The organism is Synechococcus sp. MIT S9507 (genome assembly GCF_047304715.1).
GTDB lineage: Bacteria > Cyanobacteriota > Cyanobacteriia > PCC-6307 > Cyanobiaceae > Synechococcus_C.
In genome coordinates, this window is the sequence record NZ_CP138970.1 from 1,365,786 (window position 1) to 1,383,738 (window position 17,953).

The 17,953-nt window shown below is 56.8% G+C and carries 14 protein-coding genes; 3 read left to right on the forward strand and 11 right to left on the reverse strand.

Features of this window, described 5'->3' with window-relative positions; genetic code table 11:
* Positions 1–31 precede the first annotated feature (31 nt).
* From SIB83_RS07215 to SIB83_RS07235, 5 genes are all read right to left on the reverse strand, one after another.
* A complete protein-coding gene (locus tag SIB83_RS07215) occupies positions 32–1,441 on the reverse strand; it encodes a PP2C family protein-serine/threonine phosphatase (protein WP_413404626.1) in 1,410 nt (469 codons plus the stop codon).
* A gap of 80 nt (positions 1,442–1,521) precedes the next feature.
* Positions 1,522–3,168 carry a signal recognition particle-docking protein FtsY gene (gene ftsY, locus SIB83_RS07220; protein WP_413747224.1) on the reverse strand — a complete coding sequence of 549 codons (1,647 nt, stop codon included), beginning with the start codon at positions 3,166–3,168 and terminating at the stop codon, positions 1,522–1,524.
* 17 nt (positions 3,169–3,185) lie between these two features.
* The gene (gene nusB / locus SIB83_RS07225) at positions 3,186–3,812 is read right to left on the reverse strand and encodes a transcription antitermination factor NusB (protein ID WP_413404630.1); all 627 of its coding nucleotides are present in this window, start codon (positions 3,810–3,812) and stop codon (positions 3,186–3,188) included.
* A 28-nt stretch (positions 3,813–3,840) separates the two neighbouring features.
* Positions 3,841–4,578, reverse strand: a complete 738-nt coding sequence (locus SIB83_RS07230) for a DUF502 domain-containing protein (RefSeq protein WP_413404632.1) — start codon at positions 4,576–4,578, stop codon at positions 3,841–3,843.
* Positions 4,579–4,627: 49 nt separating this feature from the next.
* Entirely contained in the window at positions 4,628–5,287 is a 660-nt protein-coding gene (locus tag SIB83_RS07235) for an HpsJ family protein (protein WP_413747225.1), read from the reverse strand.
* A 41-nt stretch (positions 5,288–5,328) separates the two neighbouring features.
* Between SIB83_RS07235 and queG the strand changes: the two genes are divergently transcribed.
* From queG to SIB83_RS07250, 3 genes are all read left to right on the forward strand, one after another.
* Positions 5,329–6,291, forward strand: coding sequence for a tRNA epoxyqueuosine(34) reductase QueG (gene queG, locus SIB83_RS07240; protein ID WP_413404636.1), 963 nt, complete (start codon positions 5,329–5,331; stop codon positions 6,289–6,291).
* A gap of 68 nt (positions 6,292–6,359) precedes the next feature.
* The gene (locus SIB83_RS07245) at positions 6,360–7,205 is read left to right on the forward strand and encodes a tetratricopeptide repeat protein (RefSeq protein ID WP_413747226.1); all 846 of its coding nucleotides are present in this window, start codon (positions 6,360–6,362) and stop codon (positions 7,203–7,205) included.
* Between the two features lie 55 nt (positions 7,206–7,260).
* Complete coding sequence (locus SIB83_RS07250) at positions 7,261–9,777, forward strand: DNA gyrase/topoisomerase IV subunit A (RefSeq protein ID WP_413747227.1); 2,517 nt, start codon at positions 7,261–7,263, stop codon at positions 9,775–9,777.
* A gap of 30 nt (positions 9,778–9,807) precedes the next feature.
* Here SIB83_RS07250 and purF read toward each other — a convergent pair whose 3' ends face one another.
* The 6 genes from purF to SIB83_RS07280 form a co-directional block, all read right to left on the reverse strand.
* The gene (gene purF, locus SIB83_RS07255) at positions 9,808–11,265 is read right to left on the reverse strand and encodes an amidophosphoribosyltransferase (protein WP_413404642.1); all 1,458 of its coding nucleotides are present in this window, start codon (positions 11,263–11,265) and stop codon (positions 9,808–9,810) included.
* Between the two features lie 139 nt (positions 11,266–11,404).
* Positions 11,405–13,747: a phosphoribosylformylglycinamidine synthase subunit PurL gene (gene purL, locus SIB83_RS07260; RefSeq protein ID WP_413747319.1), complete on the reverse strand. Its 2,343-nt coding sequence runs from the start codon at positions 13,745–13,747 to the stop codon at positions 11,405–11,407.
* A 51-nt stretch (positions 13,748–13,798) separates the two neighbouring features.
* On the reverse strand, positions 13,799–14,569 hold the full coding sequence (locus SIB83_RS07265) for an RNA methyltransferase (protein WP_413747228.1): 771 nt from the start codon (positions 14,567–14,569) through the stop codon (positions 13,799–13,801).
* A gap of 2 nt (positions 14,570–14,571) precedes the next feature.
* Positions 14,572–15,738: a DNA polymerase III subunit beta gene (gene dnaN / locus SIB83_RS07270; protein WP_413747320.1), complete on the reverse strand. Its 1,167-nt coding sequence runs from the start codon at positions 15,736–15,738 to the stop codon at positions 14,572–14,574.
* 460 nt (positions 15,739–16,198) lie between these two features.
* Positions 16,199–17,257, reverse strand: a complete 1,059-nt coding sequence (gene thrC / locus SIB83_RS07275; RefSeq protein WP_413406186.1) for a threonine synthase — start codon at positions 17,255–17,257, stop codon at positions 16,199–16,201.
* 101 nt (positions 17,258–17,358) lie between these two features.
* Positions 17,359–17,943 (reverse strand): alpha/beta hydrolase, encoded by a 585-nt coding sequence (locus tag SIB83_RS07280; protein WP_413747229.1) that lies wholly within the window; start codon positions 17,941–17,943, stop codon positions 17,359–17,361.
* Positions 17,944–17,953: the final 10 nt, after the last annotated feature.

The window sequence follows — 17,953 nt, forward strand, 5'->3', positions numbered from 1 at the left end:
GTCCACCCTCAACACAGACCCATTCAGCTTGTCAGGCCGGAGACCGTGGAACCGATGGCAACATCACCTCTTCCCGAACCTTGAGAACCACCATCGAGGCATCATCCTCGAGTTGTCTGTCCGCCCCCACAAAACGATCGAGACGACTGAACAACTGATCAAGAATTCCCTGCGAGCCCGTGCCCGAACGACAGGCAGTCTCGAGGTTGCGGATCAGGCGCGCTTCATCAAAGCGATCTCCGGTCAGGCCCGGAGCCTCGGTCACGCCATCGGTGTAATACAGCAGCACATCGCCGGGCTCGAGCACCGTGGAACCACTTCCGTATTCAGCCTCAGGCTGCAGACCGATCAACAGACCCGGTGCATCCAGCCGACTGATGCAGCGCTGCTGTGCCCGCCAGATCAAAGGGGGATTGTGAGCTGCATTGGCAAAGCGAAGCCGTCGCGTTCGCGGATCAAAGTCCGAATAAAAGAGAGTCACAAAGCGATGGGACTGGGACAGATCCTCAAGCGCGAGCTGGTTGAGATCATGAAGAATGCGGTCCGGCGGTAATCCGCTCAGCACTTCCGCACGCAACATGCCGCGCAGCATCGTCATCAGCAGGCCGGCTGGAACGCCCTTACCCATCACATCGCCCATCACCAGCGACCAGCGACCTCGCTCTCGCCGTCGACCGATCAACTCCGGACGCGTGGGGATGAAGTCGTAGTAATCGCCACCCACCTGAAAGGCAGGACGGCAACGGGCCGCGAGTTCGACACCCTCAATCACCGGACAATGATCCGGCAACAACTGGGCCTGAATCTCGGCACCGATGCTGAGCTGGCGATCCATTCGCTCATGCAGACGGGCCTCCTGGAGCATCTGATCGTTTTCGATCGCAACACCGGTGAGATCCGCCACGAGCTGCACATTGCGACGGTGAGAATCACTCCAGACCAGCGAGCCAGACGTGTTGAACACATAGAGACGTCCACGCTGGCGACCTCTGGCCACCAGTGACGTTGCGAACACACCAGCAGATCCGAGATGACTTTGCACCAGTCGATCAAGGCCGAGCACCAGAGCATCATCGGAACCGAACCCGGTGGAACGTCCAGGCTCATGGTTGATCACCGCCTGCAGCAACGTCTCCGATCGCAAGACGGAGAGCATCTGCAACTGGTCAGTCCACAGACGCCCGTCAGGGTGATAAGGGATGAGCAATGCACCATCAACCCCCACCAGACGAGCTGCCACCACTGGCACAAGCTCAAGAAACCGCTTGAGGTTGGTGAAACTGCGCAGAGCGAAGCCGATCGAAACCAGCAGCTCCTGATTGGCACGCTGTTCCTTGGAAAGACTGTCAAGCAACTGACGCAGCGACGTTGTCGCGGTCAGTGACTGAGGCCCCGAGCGAAGCGAAGAGGCCGGAAGGCGCCGGGATGGATTGCTGCTCATGGCAACCCTGGCAGTTTCCGCAAGGTAGCAACTCCGCACGGAGAAAGCTGACTGCTTCAGATCCGCACAGCAGACAACCGTCAGCGACCCGCGAGCAGTGCTTCCACAAACTCGAAACTATTGAAGGGCCGCAGATCCCTGATTCCCTCGCCTGCACCAATAAAACGGATTGGTAAACCTGCCTCAGAAGCCACAGCCAGAGCCACTCCACCTCGTGCCGTTCCGTCGAGCTTGGTGATCACCACACCGGTGAGTCCAACGGTTTTGGCAAAGGCCATCGCCTGCTTGAGACCGTTCTGTCCCTGGCTGGCATCAAGCACGAGCAAGGATTCCACATGAGCTTCAGGAGCCAGACGATCCACAACGCGACGAATCTTCTCCAGTTCCTCCATCAGGTTGTGTTTTGTCTGAAGGCGACCGGCCGTGTCGACCAACACAAGATCCGTGCCCTTGGCTCGGGCTGCTCCAATCGCATCAAACACCACCGCCGCTGGGTCAGCATTGGAGGAAGGGTTGGCAATGACCTGCACATCACTGCGGTCTCCCCAGACCTGCACCTGCTGAACCGCAGCAGCCCTGAAGGTATCGGCTGCTGCGATCATCGCCGAATAACCACTACGAACGGCGAGGTTGGCAAGTTTGCCAAGGGTGGTGGTCTTGCCAACACCGTTCACACCGACCATCAGCCACACGTTGAGATGATCACGCTGCGGAGCAAGCAACTTCACGCCGCTGTCACGCATAGGCTGGTCGAGCAGCTCACAAAGCTGTTCCTTGAGGAAGCGGATGCCTTCAGTGGGATCCACCACCTGTTCATTCATGCGCCTTCTCAAAGCATCGAGCACCTGATCTGTGGCCTGCACTCCAGCGTCTGCTCGCAGAAGCAACGACTCGAGATCGTCAAGCACCTCCGGAGTGAGCGGGTCATCGCCGAGGTTTTCCAGCAGACCTGTGACAAAACCCTGACGGGTCTTTTCAAGGCCCTGACGGAGACGGCCAAGCCAATCGATCTCTTCAAGGGTGATCTGATCAGCCCGAACACCCTGGGCGGCAAGAACCTCCGCTGACCAGGTGAACGTTTCGTCGAACTCGCCGAGACTGGGCTCATCGGACTGATCAGCGGTCTGCTGGGGCTCAACAGGCGCAGGCTTGACCTGCTCAGCAGCGACAGGGGTCGGAGCCTGTTCCAACTGCTGCTGTCGTTGCTGCCGCTGGGCCGCTGCCTGTTCAAGCAGAGACAGTCCTGGTGCCGGAGCATTACCAGGAACATCAACAGGTGCAGTCGGCTGCTGGGATAAAGACGGCTGTTGCTCTGCAGATGGCTGTGCTGAGTCTGGCTCTGATGCTGGGACCACAGAGTCAGGCGCAGATGGCTCGGGAGTCAACGCAATCGGTTCGGGAGTCAAAGGTTCAGCCGTCACGGACGCTTCCAGCGCCACTGACTGCGTGGTCTTCCCAAGCTCCTTCTGGGCTTTCAGGCGGGCATAGGCCTGCCGTGCCCACTCAAGCGGGTCATCCTCAGCAGAAGCATCGGAGGACTGATCCGTTGACTCCTGCAGGGATTGAGCAGCAGAAGGCTCGGATTCGGACTGCGCAGATTCCTGGACCGATGCGCTTTCTTCGGAACCGTCCTGAGCGGTTGCAGGATCGAGAGGCTGCTCAGACTTCGATGGCTGCTCAGGGGGTTGGGGTGCCTCGGAACTTCGATTGAACCAGTCGTAAACCATGCGGATAAAAGCAGCGCCTAGGCGGTGGCGTTCTGAAGACGCCGCAGAACCCCATTGATCATGCGACGGCCCTGTGCATCGCTGTAGCGATTGGCCAGCTCCACGGCTTCACTGCAGGCGACGGAAGCCGGCGTGTTCATCGAACGTAGATCAACCACTGCCAGTCGCAGGATGTCGCGATCAATGCGAGGCAGCCGACTGAGCCTCCAACCCTCCATGACGCCGTCGAGTTCGTCGTCAATGTCCTGACGAGACTTCAGGACCAGCTGAATCCGACGCATGGCTTCCTGACGCACCTGTTCCTGATCAGCAAGCGCCAGAAGACGAGGCAACTCAAGACTGGCCGAAAGGCCGTTGAGCACCTGTTCCGCCCCTGTGAGCGTGTCGCGCAGATGGGTGCGTACAGAAGCCATATCAGTGGAGGCACTGCCCTCCTGCAACTCGCTGTCGAGCAGAGACTGCTGAGCTTTGTCCAGATCACCGGCGCAATGATCAAGCACCTCGCGCCAGTGCTGCATCAGGCTGTCGAGAGCTTTCTGAAGCAGTGTCTCGAGATTGTCCTGCGCCGCTGAGGAACGCTCCCGTTCAGCGCACTGACCGAGCACAAACAGCGCAAGCTCACGGGAGAGGGTTCGGGTCTGCATAAGCGGCGGGATGTATCGAACGAACGACTCAGGACGATGAGGGTGCCACAGAAGCTCTGAGCTGGGCGATCAGACTGGAAAAACTGCGATTCACTGGCGCTTCGCGTTCGTCAGGGTTAACAATCCCCGCGGAAATGATGGTTCTGAACGCATCTTCGACAGAAATATCGAGCTCTCTGACAGACGCCTCGGGAACCAGGGTGTACCAACCAGTTGTGGGATTGGGTGCCGTTGGAATGAACACGCTCAGCAGATCCTGACCGAGGTCGGACTGAAGTGAAGGTCCCACCTGCCCCGTGACGAAACCGACGCTGTAAAGACCTTCCCGCGGATATTCCACCAGCACAACCCGTCGGAATCGTCGAGAATTGTCGCGGAGAAAAGTCTCAAGAAGCTGCTTGAGAGTTTTGTAAACGGAACCGGCAAGAGGAATGCGCTGCAGCGTTCCCTCACCGAATTCCAGCAACCAGCGCCCGACAATGTTTCTTGCCATCAAACCGATCAACAGGATTCCCATCAGAGGAACCGTCAAACCGAGGGCCAGGTTGATCAGATCCTGAAGAAGAGGATTGAGATTGATGAATGGATTGAACTGTTTCGGTATCGATGTGACGAACGCCAGCACAAACCTGCTGACGATCGTGGAGAGCCAGATTGTGGTGGCGAGCGGAATGACCACAAGAAGACCTGCAATCAGGTCGTTCTTGAGGTCATTCTGAAGCCTGGCGCTAAGCGGCAGGTCAGGTCTTGGATTGGACTGAACCAAGGAACGCCCGGGGCCTGGAGCCTACGAATTAGACCAACTTAACCAGCGGTCAGAGGACAGCGCTGAGAGCGAGCAATACCAGCGCCACCGCCAACACGACCGCACTGACGGTGCCTCCGAAGAAACGCTGATTGATGGTCAGATCGCGTTGGCGTTCGGCCTGCTGAATCTGCTCGGTCATCTGTGACAACTGCTTGTCGATGAACGTCTGAGCAGCCTGAATCTTGTCCTCCTCGGTGGCATCAGCAGGAAGCTGACCTGCCTGAGCCAACTGTTCACCGAGAACCTTCACATTTTCAGGATTCGCCGACTGCTGACGGGCCATTTCCAGTTGGTTGCGCCTTTGCTCAAGGGTCTGATCAGCCTCACCCGTCAAGGATTGATTTCCTGAGATTCCAAGAGGAATCACAGCGATCATGGCCACAGCGAGAATCGCTGAGATGACACAGACGACCCAGCGAATCGGTGTGCGGTGCTGCTGCGGGTGATCCAGGCGGGACCCAATCAGCATGAGCAGCAAACCGACGAAACCCATCGGAGCCTGGCTCACAAGACGTTCAATCAGAAGCTGCTGAAAAACCCCATCGCTCCAATCGGCGGCACTGAGAACCACTCCAATCTGAATCGAGAGCAGGAGCACCAACGTGATTCCCAACCAGCGCAACAAAGGTGCTGCACGCAAAGAAGAGTCTTGGGAGGGAGATGACAAGGCACGATGCCAGAAGGGTGCCCAACTTTAAGGTCAGCTTTTTGAATGTTCCAGCCAACGTTGCAGAGCTGAGCCTGGCCCTCAAGCAACAGGCCAGGAACGAGGGTTTTGACCCCGTCGGCATCGCCTCCCTGCCAGGCAGTGAAAGATTGCAGATGCGGACCGCCGCGCTGCAGCGCTGGCTGGAGGCAGGCCATCAGGCCGACATGAACTGGATGGCGGCACCGCGTCGACTGTCAGCGGCACGCCTGCTGGAGGGTGCTGAAAGCATCCTGGCGGTGGGATTGAATTACCACGTTTCCGCAGACCGGCATCCGGGTCGTCTTGCAGTGGCCCGCTATGCGTGGGGGAGGGACTACCACAGGGTGGTGAATCAACGCTTGAGAAGGGTTGGCCGCTGGCTGCAAACGGTGCGGCCGCAATGCAACTGGCGGGTCTGCGTCGACGCAGAACCGCTGCTCGACAAAGCCTGGGCTGAGGAGGCTGGGCTGGGCTGGATCGGCAAACACAGCAACGTGATTCACAACAGGAGGGGTTCATGGATGGTGATCGGTCACCTGATCACGACCGAACCTCTTCAGGCCGATCAACCAGCCAAAGCGCGATGCGGGCAGTGTCGAGCCTGCATTGAGGCCTGTCCCACCTCTGCGATCACCGAACCCTTCGTGGTGGATGCAAGGCGCTGCATCGCTTTTCACACGATTGAAAACCGCAATCCTGAACTGCCTGAAGCGATGGCCGAAGCCATGGGACCCTGGGTCGCTGGATGTGACATCTGCCAGGACGTCTGTCCGTTCAATCACGGCTCCATTCCTTCCAGCGACGACCCGGATGTGCAGCCAAGGCCCTGGTTGCTGGATCTCAAAGCGGAGCATGTCCAGAACTGGACCGATGAAGACTGGGATGAACGGCTGCGCGGATCAGCTCTGCGCAGGATCAAACCCTGGATGTGGAGGCGCAATGCGGCAGCTGCCAGACCTGACAACCCCCCTAGTGTGGGTTGAGTGCTGGATCAGCGATGGGAGTTCGTGCTCGTAGACAACGGGGCAGGCATCGGGCTCTGGTGATATCAATGCTGACGGGAGCCCTTGCTGCCTTCGGCGCCGCACCGGTCAGGGCTCTGACCCCATACGTCTACACACCCAGCGCTCAGGAACTTGAAGGTGCCGGCGTCGGCATCGGCCGGACCGCTGCACAATTGCTGCGTCTGGGACAGCCGGAGGAAGCGGCAAGTCTCGCTGCACTGGCTGTAAGCCTTCAACCCAATGACGAACGACTGTGGTCGGTGCTGGCCGAAGCGCAACTGCGCAGCAATCAGCTCAAAGCGGCCGCTGGTTCACTGGCCAAAGCCAAGGCACTGAAACCGGGGAAAGCCGGACTCTGGTTCGCTGAGGCATCCATCGCACTGCGGGACGAGCGACCGGACGACGCCATCTCCCTTCTCGATGAAGGTCTGCGACTGGATCCCAAAAATGCCGGTGCCTACTTCGATCTCGGCAATGCCCGCGTGATGCAGTCTGACCTGAGACAAGCTCTGAAGGCATTCGAACAGGCCACAACCATCAAACCCAGCTTCTGGGAAGCGCTGAACAATCAGGCACTGGTTCTGTTCGAAATGGGCAAAACACCCGAAGCCATCAAACGCTGGCGTTCCGTCCTGTCGATCAAACGCAATCCTGAACCGATGCTGGCTTTGGCGGCTGCACTCAATCAACAGTCTCCGGGTGATGCTGAATCGCTTGAACTGGCTCGCAAAGCGCTCGCTGAAGATCCCAATTACGTGCTTCCAGGGCATCAGGAGAATCAACTCTGGGGCTCGAAACTTCGCCAGGCAACTGAAGTTCTGCTGACGACGCCCAGCCTCAGAGGTGCCGTTGAACGTGCTGAAGCAAACGCCGATCCCAAATCGGCTGAGTGATTCAGAAGGAAGATCTGTAGGCTAAGCGCCTTCTGCCTTCTTGATTCCGGAGCGGATGGCCGAGGAGCGCGTTCAACCGATCGCCCTGCATCAGGAGATGCAGCGCTCCTATCTCGAGTACGCGATGAGCGTGATCGTGGGTCGAGCACTGCCGGATGTTCGCGACGGTCTCAAACCCGTTCAGCGACGCATCCTTTACGCGATGCATGAACTAGGGCTGACCCCGGACCGCCCTTACCGCAAATGCGCCCGCGTTGTCGGCGACGTTCTCGGCAAATACCACCCTCACGGTGATCAGGCTGTCTACGACGCCCTTGTCAGGCAGGTCCAGACTTTTTCAAGTCGCCATCCCCTTCTGGACGGCCACGGCAACTTCGGCTCCGTGGACGACGATCCTCCAGCCGCAATGCGATACACCGAAACGAGGCTGGCTCCCATTGCCCACGAGGCGCTGCTGGATGAAATCGGCGACGACACGGTCGATTTCGCTGCCAACTTCGATGGTTCCCAGCAGGAACCCACTGTGCTGCCGGCCCAGCTGCCGTTTCTGCTTCTGAATGGCTGTGCCGGAATCGCGGTGGGCATGGCCACGAGCATCCCCCCCCACAACCTGGGCGAAGTGGTGGATGGACTGGTGGCGCTGGTGCGAAAACCGGATCTGAGCGATGAGAAGTTGCTGGCTCTGATTCCAGGGCCTGATTTCCCCACAGGCGGTGAAGTGCTGCTGGGCAGTGGAATCCGCGACACCTATCTCCGCGGTCGCGGCAGCATTCCCATGCGGGGCGTCGCCCACGTGGAGGAAGTGCAACCTGGAAAGGGCAAACACAAACGCAATGCGGTGATTGTCACTGAGCTGCCTTATCAGCTGAGCAAGGCTGGCTGGATCGAAAAGCTTGCTGAACAGGTCAACGACGGAAAGATCGGTGGCATTGCCGACATACGCGATGAAAGCGACCGCGAAGGCATGCGGATTGTGGTGGAACTGAGGCGAGACGCCGAGACGGATGTGGTTCTGAAGGACTTGCAGCGCCGCACATCTCTGCAAAGCAACTTCGGAGCCATCCTGCTGGCACTTGTGGATGGTCAACCTCGCCAACTGTCGTTGCGGCAACTGCTGCAGACCTTCCTGGAATATCGGGAGCTGACGCTGATACGCCGGACCAGCCATGCCCTGCGCAAAACGGAAGACCGGCTCGAGGTGGTGGAAGGTCTGATCACAGCGCTGGCATCCCTGCAGAAAGTGATCGCCATGATTCAGGAGGCGCGCGATGCATCAACGGCCCGGGCGAGCCTGATGGTGCAGCTGGATCTGAGCGAGCGACAGGCTGATGCTGTTCTGGCCATGCCCTTGCGTCGGCTCACGGGGCTGGAGCAAGAGAGCCTTCGCCAGGAGGCCGATGAACTGCGAGCTGAGCGGCAGAGACTGAAATTGCTACTGGACGATCGACAACAGCTGCTGGATGCCCTGGTTCAGGAACTCCGCCACCTGAAAAAACGTTTTGCTAGCCCCCGCCGCACACGTCTGGTGGAGGGAGGTGATCACCTGCTGGCTGAACGAGCTGCAAGCCAGCGCCCCAATGCCGAACTGCAACGCCGTCAGGCCCTCGATGCTCTGCCACCTGAATCACGGATCCTGATCCAGACCGATGGGCAGGTGAAGGTGGTGAGCCCCCAGCTGCTCGGCCGATTGCATCTCAATGAACCAGTTGGTCTGGGCGATGAACCGTCGCCAGCACGACTGATCCTGCCGATCAACCCCGCACCACGACTGCTGGCACTCACCGCCAGTGGTCGCATCGCCCTGCTGCGCTGGGAGTATGCAGGTCAGCAACCCGGTGGGCTGGAGCGTTTCCTGCCAACCGCTTTGGAAGGCGAAACAGTGATCAACCTGCTTCGACTTCCCGCTGCTGATGACAAAGACACCAACAGCCGCATGTCTCTTGGTCTGCTGACCACAGACGGACGCTTCAAACGACTTCCACTGGACGACATTCAGGAGCTATCGGGCCGCGCCGCCACCATTCTCAAACTGAAGGAGGGCGTCTCACTGCTTTCAGCAGTGATTTGCGAACAGGGGGGGACCGTGGCTCTGGTCAGCGACATCGGTCGAATTCTCTGCTTGCCGATTGAAGAGCAGTGCCTGCCGTTGATGGGCAAACTGGCCCAGGGACCAATGACCATGCGCATGCTGCCCGGAGAGAACCTTGTTGGAGCTGTCAGCCAACCCGCTAACAACAGCACCTCCGAAGCCAACAATTCCGACGCAAACAGCATTGGGGAGATCCTGATTGGAACCAACAACGGTGGTTTGATTCGCCTCTCTTTGAATGAACTGCGTCGTTGCAAACGTGGAGATCTAGGGGAAATCGCTGTGAAAGTGAACAGCGATGACAAAAAAACTGATCGCCTGGTCTCAGTCTGTGAAAGCGCAGGTCTGGTGGGTGTTGTCACCAACAAAGGGCGCCATGCCCGCATCAAAAACTCAACAATCAGCATGGAAAGTAATCAACCCACGCAGCTGAAATTCAAAGCAGAAGAAACACTGGTTCAGCTCGTTCCACTCCTGAGCTGAGTTGATTCATCAATCAATTCAAAATTCTGTTCAAGAAGTGCAATTTCCCTCCAACCACTCGAAGTAGTTTTCATCAATATCTCCAGTCACATAGCGACCATCAAAACAGGACATTTCAAGGTCTTGAATATCGGTTCCCTGAACAATACTTTTTTTTAGATTATCAACGCTCTGATAAACAACATGATCCGCAGCCAGCACATCTGCGATTTGATCGGTCGATCGACCATGAGCTAGAAGCTCGCCCCTCGTAGGCATGTTGATTCCATAGACATTGGGAAAACGCACAGGGGGCGCAGCTGATGTGAACGTGACCTGATTCGCTCCAGCATCACGTGCCATCTGAACAATCTCCCTAGAAGTCGTACCACGGACAATGGAATCATCGACAATCAAAACATTTTTTCCAGAAAATTCAGTACCTAACGCGTTGAGTTTCTGGCGCACAGATTTCTTTCTTTCCGCCTGACCAGGCATGATGAACGTACGTCCGACATAACGGTTCTTATAAAATCCCTCCCGATATTCAATGCCAAGTTGCTTTGCCACTTGCATCGCAGAAGGCCTAGCCGAATCCGGTATTGGCATCACAACATCAATATCACCGGCTGGTAATGATTCAGAAATTGTTTGTGCAAGCAGATCACCCATCCGCAACCTTGTTTCGTAAACAGAAATCCCATTCATGACGGAATCGGGCCGTGCAAGATAAACGTATTCAAAAGCACAGGGAACAAGCTGGTAAGACTGCGCACACTGACGTTGATGGAGATTAAAATCAAAATCGATAAAGATTGCTTCTCCAGGTTCAACATCACGAACAATTTCATAACCACTGTTTTCAATAACGAGCGATTCACTCGCCACGATCCATTCATCTCGTCCCTTTTTTGAAGTTCTGCGGCCAAGAATCAACGGTCTGATACCAAAGGGATCACGGAAAGCCAGAAGGCCGCGACCTGAGATCAGAGCGATTGCTGCATAGGAACCCTTGACTCTGCGATGCAGCGATGACACTGCGTCAAACAATTGATCGGGAGAAAGATCTGGGCCAGTGAGGTGAGACTGGATCTCTGTTGCGAGAACATTCACCAACATCTCTGTATCACTGGAAGAGTTGGTATGGCGTCGATCAATCTTGAAAAGATCCTGTTCCAACTGACTTGTATTGGTCAGATTGCCATTGTGAACAAAAGTGATCCCATAGGGAGCATTGACATAAAAAGGTTGAACCTCATCTTCAGCTGCCGCTGCACCTCTCGTGGCATAGCGAACATGACCTATACCAACATTCCCGAGCAGTTTGCGCATATCACGCGTTCGGAATGCTTCACGCACCCTCCCACGTTGTTTGTGAACATGGAATGTGTACTTATCCATCGTGACGATTCCTGCAGAGTCCTGACCACGATGCTGAAGCAGAAGGAGGTTGTCATAAATCTGCTGATTAACAGAATCAACAGAAAAAACACCGATAATTCCACACATGACTACACTCCGCCAATGAGATTATCAAACAAATTGAATACGCCCTGAGAATTCATAAAGGAATTCCTGTTTTGTTTATCAAAGAAGACAAACAAGGGGACTAAAAAAAGTCCTTTAACTTTAGCAAAGCAGCTCATGGTCATTCAGAAACCTCCTGGATTCGATCCATTCGCCGCGGTAGTGAACTGTTAAAGACATCACGACACTGATCAATCTCCAGATTCAGACAAAGATCCTGATCAGCACGTACTTGCAAATAAGGGTGGTCGCTCACAACACCAATCCGAGTGATTGGCAATGCATCCTTCTCAACCAGCAGAGCCTCCCATTGCCCAATGCAATCCGCCTTCACCGACACCACGATCCGACTCCCACCTTCCGCAAAGAGAACTCGATCCAAACGCACACCCTGAACATTGAGATCGATCTCAATTCCCAACCCCGAAGCAATCGAAGATTCCGCCAAAGTCACGCATAGACCGCCATCGCTGCAGTCATGAGCTGAGCCAAGCAGACCTCGAGTAATCGCCTCACGCACAAGGCAGCCAACCTTGGCCTCCATCAGAAGATCCGGCAGAGGTGGTCGACCAGCCAGAGACCCTGTCATCAGCTGTTGATAGGCACTGCCTGCCAAACCCAGAGAGGGAGCCTTGGCGTCTTCAGGGCCGACACCAATCAGATAGATGGAATCATGGGCCTGTCGCCATCCCAGACCGATCACGGTGGTGATGTCATCGACACCACCCACCATGCCGATCACAGGAGTGGGGTGGATCGGCTGCAGAGTGCCGTCATCGTTTTTGATCTCGTTGTAGAGCGAGACATTGCCACCGGTCACCGGGGTGTTGAGTGCTCTGCAGGCATCCGAAATACCTCGGCATGCCTTCGCAAGCTGCCAATAGCCCTTCGGGGTTTCAGGCGAAGGAAAATTGAGATTGTCGGTGACTGCGAGAGGTTCAGCGCCAACACAACTCAGATTGCGTGCCGCTTCGGCAACAGCTGCCTGAGCTCCCCGCTCAGGATCCAGTGCAACCCAACGATTGGGACAATCCACCGTGGCAGCCACTCCCTTGATTGAGCGGCCCAGTGACCCTTCACCCTGCTGCGGCCGGAGTCTGACCACAGCTGCGTCTGCGGATCCCGAAGACACCACAGTGTTGGCCAGCACCTGCTGGTCGTACTGACGATGCACCCAAAGTTTGCTCGCAATCGTGGGATCATCCAACAAGCGCAGCAGACTCTGGCCCCAGTCATGGCCATGCTCTTGCAGGGGAAGGTCCGCTTCCGACCAGCGCCACAGCTCCTGAATCTCAGCAGGAGGCTCACTGAGCAGCTCATGGTGATTGATAGGCGTATCTTCCGCCAATGCCCTTGAGGGAACCTCAGCGGCCACAGCGCCTGCCTGAAGCACCCGAACCACAGGCTCCGCCAAAACACGACCCACCACTGCAGCTTGCAAACCCCAGCGCCGGAAACGCTCCATCAAAGGCTCTTCACGACCGGCACGCACCACAAACAGCATGCGCTCCTGCGATTCAGACAACAGGTATTCGTAAGCCGTCATCCCCTGCTCTCGAGCAGGAACCTTGTCGAGATCAAGCTCAATTCCAAGATCGCCTTTGGCTGCCATCTCCGAACAGCTGCAGGTGAGACCGGCAGCGCCCATGTCCTGAGCGGCCACCACATCACCGCTCTGGAATGCTTCCAGACAGGCTTCAATCAATCCCTTTTCCAGAAAAGGATCTCCCACCTGAACAGCTGGACGATCATCCAGCGAAGCGGAACTCAGCTCAGCGCTGGCAAAACTGGCTCCTCCCATGCCATCACGCCCCGTGGTGCTGCCTACGTAAATCACGGGGTTGCCAACCCCGGAGGCTCCTGATTTCACAATGTCGTCGGTCTCCATCAGACCGAGGGCCATCGCATTGACCAAGGGATTTCCGCTGTAGGAGGGATCAAAAGCCACTTCACCACCCACGGTGGGAACACCCACGCAATTGCCGTAATGGGCAATGCCAGCCACCACGCCCTGCATCAGTCCAACGTTGGCGGAATCCTCCAGAGGGCCGAAGCGCAAAGCATTCAGCAGAGCGATCGGACGAGCACCCATGGTGAAGATGTCGCGAAGGATTCCACCAACACCTGTGGCTGCTCCCTGAAAGGGTTCCACCGCCGAAGGATGGTTGTGGCTCTCAATCTTGAAGGCAAGGCGATGGCCAGCTCCAAGATCCACCACACCGGCGTTTTCTCCGGGACCCACCAGGATGCGAGGCCCCTCAGTCGGAAAGCCACTGAGCAACGGTCTGGAATTGCGATAACAACAGTGCTCGGACCACATCACTCCGAACATGCCGAGTTCAGCCCGGTTGGGGTCACGGCCCAGCCTCCGCTGAATCTCGACGTAATCCTGCTGGGTGAGCCCTTCCTGGCGGAGGGCGGCATCGACATCAAATGTCTCAGCCGCAGAAGAAGACTGGACCACAGTCAACAGGTCATCTACTCCCAGTGTTGCCGACGGCCAGTCCGTGACCAATCAGATCCAGGGATCACCATCCCGTTCCACAGACCTGCGGTTCTGCATGACCGGCTCGCGATCAATCCAGTCGTCGTCAGTCCAATCCTCCAGTGGATCTGAATCCATGGCCTGAGGAGAACCATCTGGCTCATTCAAATCACTTCGAGAGAGGTGTTCATCCCAGGGAGGTTCCTCCAACCAACCTTCAAGCCTTTCTCCGGCACGATCGCCGAACTGTTGCAACTGCTCTCGCCAGTGACGGGACCTGCGAACGAAATCCTGACGAACACTGGCACGAGCCTCGGGCAGGTCATCCAGATCACGAAGACCGGTGGAGACCAGTCCTGGCTGCTGATCAACAATGCGATCAGGTGTCAGTCTCCAGCGGCTGGTTCCTGGCAGACGAGGATCGCTGCGGGATACCAGGTAATGAAGGATCTCACCGGTGGAGGGGACAAACGCAAGGTCTGCAATCTGGCCAAGCCGCTCTCCTGCGAAATCGAGCAAATCGGCATCAAGCAGGGTGGGAAGCCTCTCAAGGGTGAGCTGATCAATCTCCGACGGTGTCCCCTTCACAAACACCTGTTGATCCTCAAGACCACGACACTGATTCAGTCGCCAGACGGCGCGGGTGCCACGCAAAGCGGAAGGACGGCTGACCCAGCCCAGGAGGCGATGCACCGGAGGATGCATCCAGGCCATCACTCCAATGCCGTGATCAAGTCCCTGGTCACAGCGGACGCGATGTCTCAGAAGATCGCTGAGCAGGAGTGGGTCAGGCAGCGTCAAAATCAGGAACGAATCTGAACGGGCATCACCAGATAGGTGAGACCTGAAGCATCGTCTGACGGTGAAAGGATGGCCGGAGTTGTCGGGGCATTGCACTGCAGCCGAACACGCTCTGAATCCATTGCTTTCAGACCATCCAGCACATAGCGCACATTGAATGCGATCTGAACGGGGTCGCCTTCAATCTCTGCGGACAGGGACTCCGAACCACTGCCCACATCCTGGGCATCAGCACTGATCTGAACCAGACCCTTTTCAGGATCACTGCCGATACGCACCACATTGTTGTGCTGATCAGCTAAGACGGCGATGCGTTCAAGTGAGGCGACGAAAGCCCGACGGTCTAGATCAAGAATGCGGTTGAAGGAATCAGGAATGAGCTGGCGGTAATTGGGGTATGTACCCTCAAGCGTGCGACTGGTCACCATCTGATCTGCAGCCAGGACCACCACCTGACCGCTCTCACAGAACAGACTCACGGCATCCGTCCCTTTCCATCCCGCCATCAGGCGTTCAACCTCACGAAGGGAGCGAGCCGGCAGGGTGACCGCGAGACCAGCCTCCTCTGAAGCTTGAAGATCGGAGAGGGCTAGGGGGGCCTGGAGTGCGTCGTTGATGCTGAGCACGGCCAGACGATGACCATCCGTGGAAGCCGCCTCGAGGCTGGTCTGATCAAAACGGAGATGCACTCCGGTGAGCAGCTGCTTGGCTTCGTCGGAACTGCTGGCGAACAGGGTGCTGCGCAGTGCTTTGACAAGGGCTGCCGGATCGAGTTTGAGCGCTGTGCCGTTCTCAACGAGAGGCAGCTCAGGAAAGTCATCAGCAGGCATGCCTCGCATCTGATAGCTACCGCTCAGGCTGGTGAGTTCAACCTGTTCCCCGGCTTCGTCGGTGACAAGAGTGATTGGTGAATCACTGGAAAGACGCGAGACGATCTCACCGAAGAGCCGCGCCGGCAGGGTCACCGCACCGCTGGTTTCAACGGTGGCTGACAAAGACGTCTGAATGCCCAGGTTGAGGTCAAAGCCTGTGAGACTGAGTCGATCGGTGCCGGCATCAGCGGTCAGCAACACGTTGGCTAGCACCGGATGGGTCGGTCTTGGTGCAACCGCTCTGCTGACCAATTGCAGCGCAGCGTTGAGTTCCGTTTGGGAACAAACCAGTTTCATGGCGACGTTGTCCGCTGCAAGGCCTGAGGTCACCCACGGTTTCACAGGCACGCACGAAGCGCAATGGTCCAAACGAACATGCCGTTCATGCTTCTTACTGGCTGTTGAGTCTTTTAAATCAAACAACTAAAACAGCCGTAGTAGGGCCTGTGGAAATCGTGGAAAACCACCAAGCCTCATTCAGGCCAATGGTTTCCTGATCGCACAGGCCTGGGGAATCTTTTTTCGCCGATGAGGAGAAACAGCGGTTTCTCACAGAATCAACAGCCTGGGGAAAGGCGGAGGGTTCTGTTCAGGGCCATTTGGAGCAGGGTCTCCACAGATTTGAGGCGGGGTTTTCTGCAGGCTTCCGCAGGCAGTTCATCATCTGGTTGCTGTTCTTATCCAGGCTTTCGACATCAAAAAACCCCTTAAAAGGGGCCTTTTGACATTCATGACGATGTCCGGCTGTGGTGTTGATTCAGAAACCCATCACCCTGGCCACAGTGCCGAGATCCGGTTCCAGATCGGTATGGAAGGCGGCGTCGTTGTTGTTAATGGCGCAATCAGGGTCTTTCAGTCCGTTGCCTGTGAGAACACAGACCACCGTGGCTCCCGCAGGCACTTCGTCTTTGCGTTTGAGCAGACCCGCCACTGAAGCAGCGCTGGCTGGTTCACAGAACACACCTTCATGCCCTCCCAGCAGCTTGTAGGCCTGAATGATTTCCTCATCTGTCACATCCAGGAATGCGCCGTTGCTCGCTGCCCTTGCGGCAATGGCTTTTTCCCTGTTCACAGGATTGCCGATGCGGATGGCCGTGGCGATCGTTTCTGGATCGGTCACGGTGGTTTCGTTGACCAACGGAGCTGATCCACTGGCCTGGAAACCCATCATTCTGGGCAGAGTGCGGCTGCGGCCCGCCTGGTGATACTCCTGGAAGCCCATCCAGTAGGCGGTGATGTTGCCGGCGTTGCCCATGGGAATGCACAACCAGTCAGGGGCTTCTCCTAAGGCGTCGATCAGTTCGAATGCGGCTGTTTTCTGACCCTGAAGGCGATAGGGGTTCACCGAATTCACCAAGGTGACCGGGTACTGATCCGATACCTCACGCACAATGTCGAGAGCTTTGTCGAAGTTGCCCCGAATCGCGAGCACCTCGGCTCCGTAGACCAGCGCCTGAGCCAGCTTTCCCTGGGCGACATATCCATCGGGGATCAGCACGAAGGCCCTCATCCCCGCACGTCTTGCATAGGCCGCGGCTGCCGCTGATGTGTTGCCGGTACTGGCACAGATCACGGCTTCACATCCAGCTTCCTTGGCCTTGCTGATCGCCATGGTCATACCCCGGTCCTTGAACGAACCAGTCGGATTCAACCCGTCGTATTTCACATAAACCTTCACTCCCTTTCCGATCCTTTCAGCGATCGAAGGCACTGGTATCAGCGGTGTTGCTCCTTCCCTCAAGGTCACCACCGGAGTGGAGTTGCTCACGGGTAACCAGGTTCTGTAAGCCTCAATCAGCCCTGGCCAGTCCTGCATGACAGGAGCAGGGGAAAAGCGGCGACGGAAGCTGTTGAGCAGTGACACCTGCGGAGGGCAATGTTCCTCAGGAATCTATGTGGCAGGCACAGCAACCTGATTCAGTTGCTGCCGTCCTTCAGACCGTCCAAAGGGGAATCTGAGAAGAACTGAACCAGGCCTGCGATCGATTCCGCTTTTTCGATCACAGCCATCAGTGCAGGAATATTCACTTCCATCACGTCTGATGGATAGGCCTCTAGAAATTTGATTGCTGTCAATCCGCCTTCACCGATCTGAAGTCCATTGATCACACCGGCGCGGATGGCAGGAACACTCACCGAGGGGGCGGGCACTTTCAATGGATAGATGATCCGAGCCACTCTGGTCAGAATCACATCTCCGATTCTTGTGGACATCAGCCTGCTGGTCAGCACCAGTGGCAGATTCAGTTCCTGATTGAGCAGTTTCGCCACATCCTCAGGATCCTGTCTGCTCAGTTTCAGGAGGTCGACCAACAACCCACGCGCTTCGCCTGTTTCAGCCAGGTAGGCCAGGTCCGCAACACTGATTGAACGGATGAAAGCTCCACTGACAAGAGCAACGTCCTTGGCGGCGTGAACGGGCAGGAGACCACCCAGCAGGCTCAGAGCCATCGCTGAGCCTGTTGCCAGAGCGTGCCTGCGAAGGCGTGATCGTGCAGACATGAGCAGAACG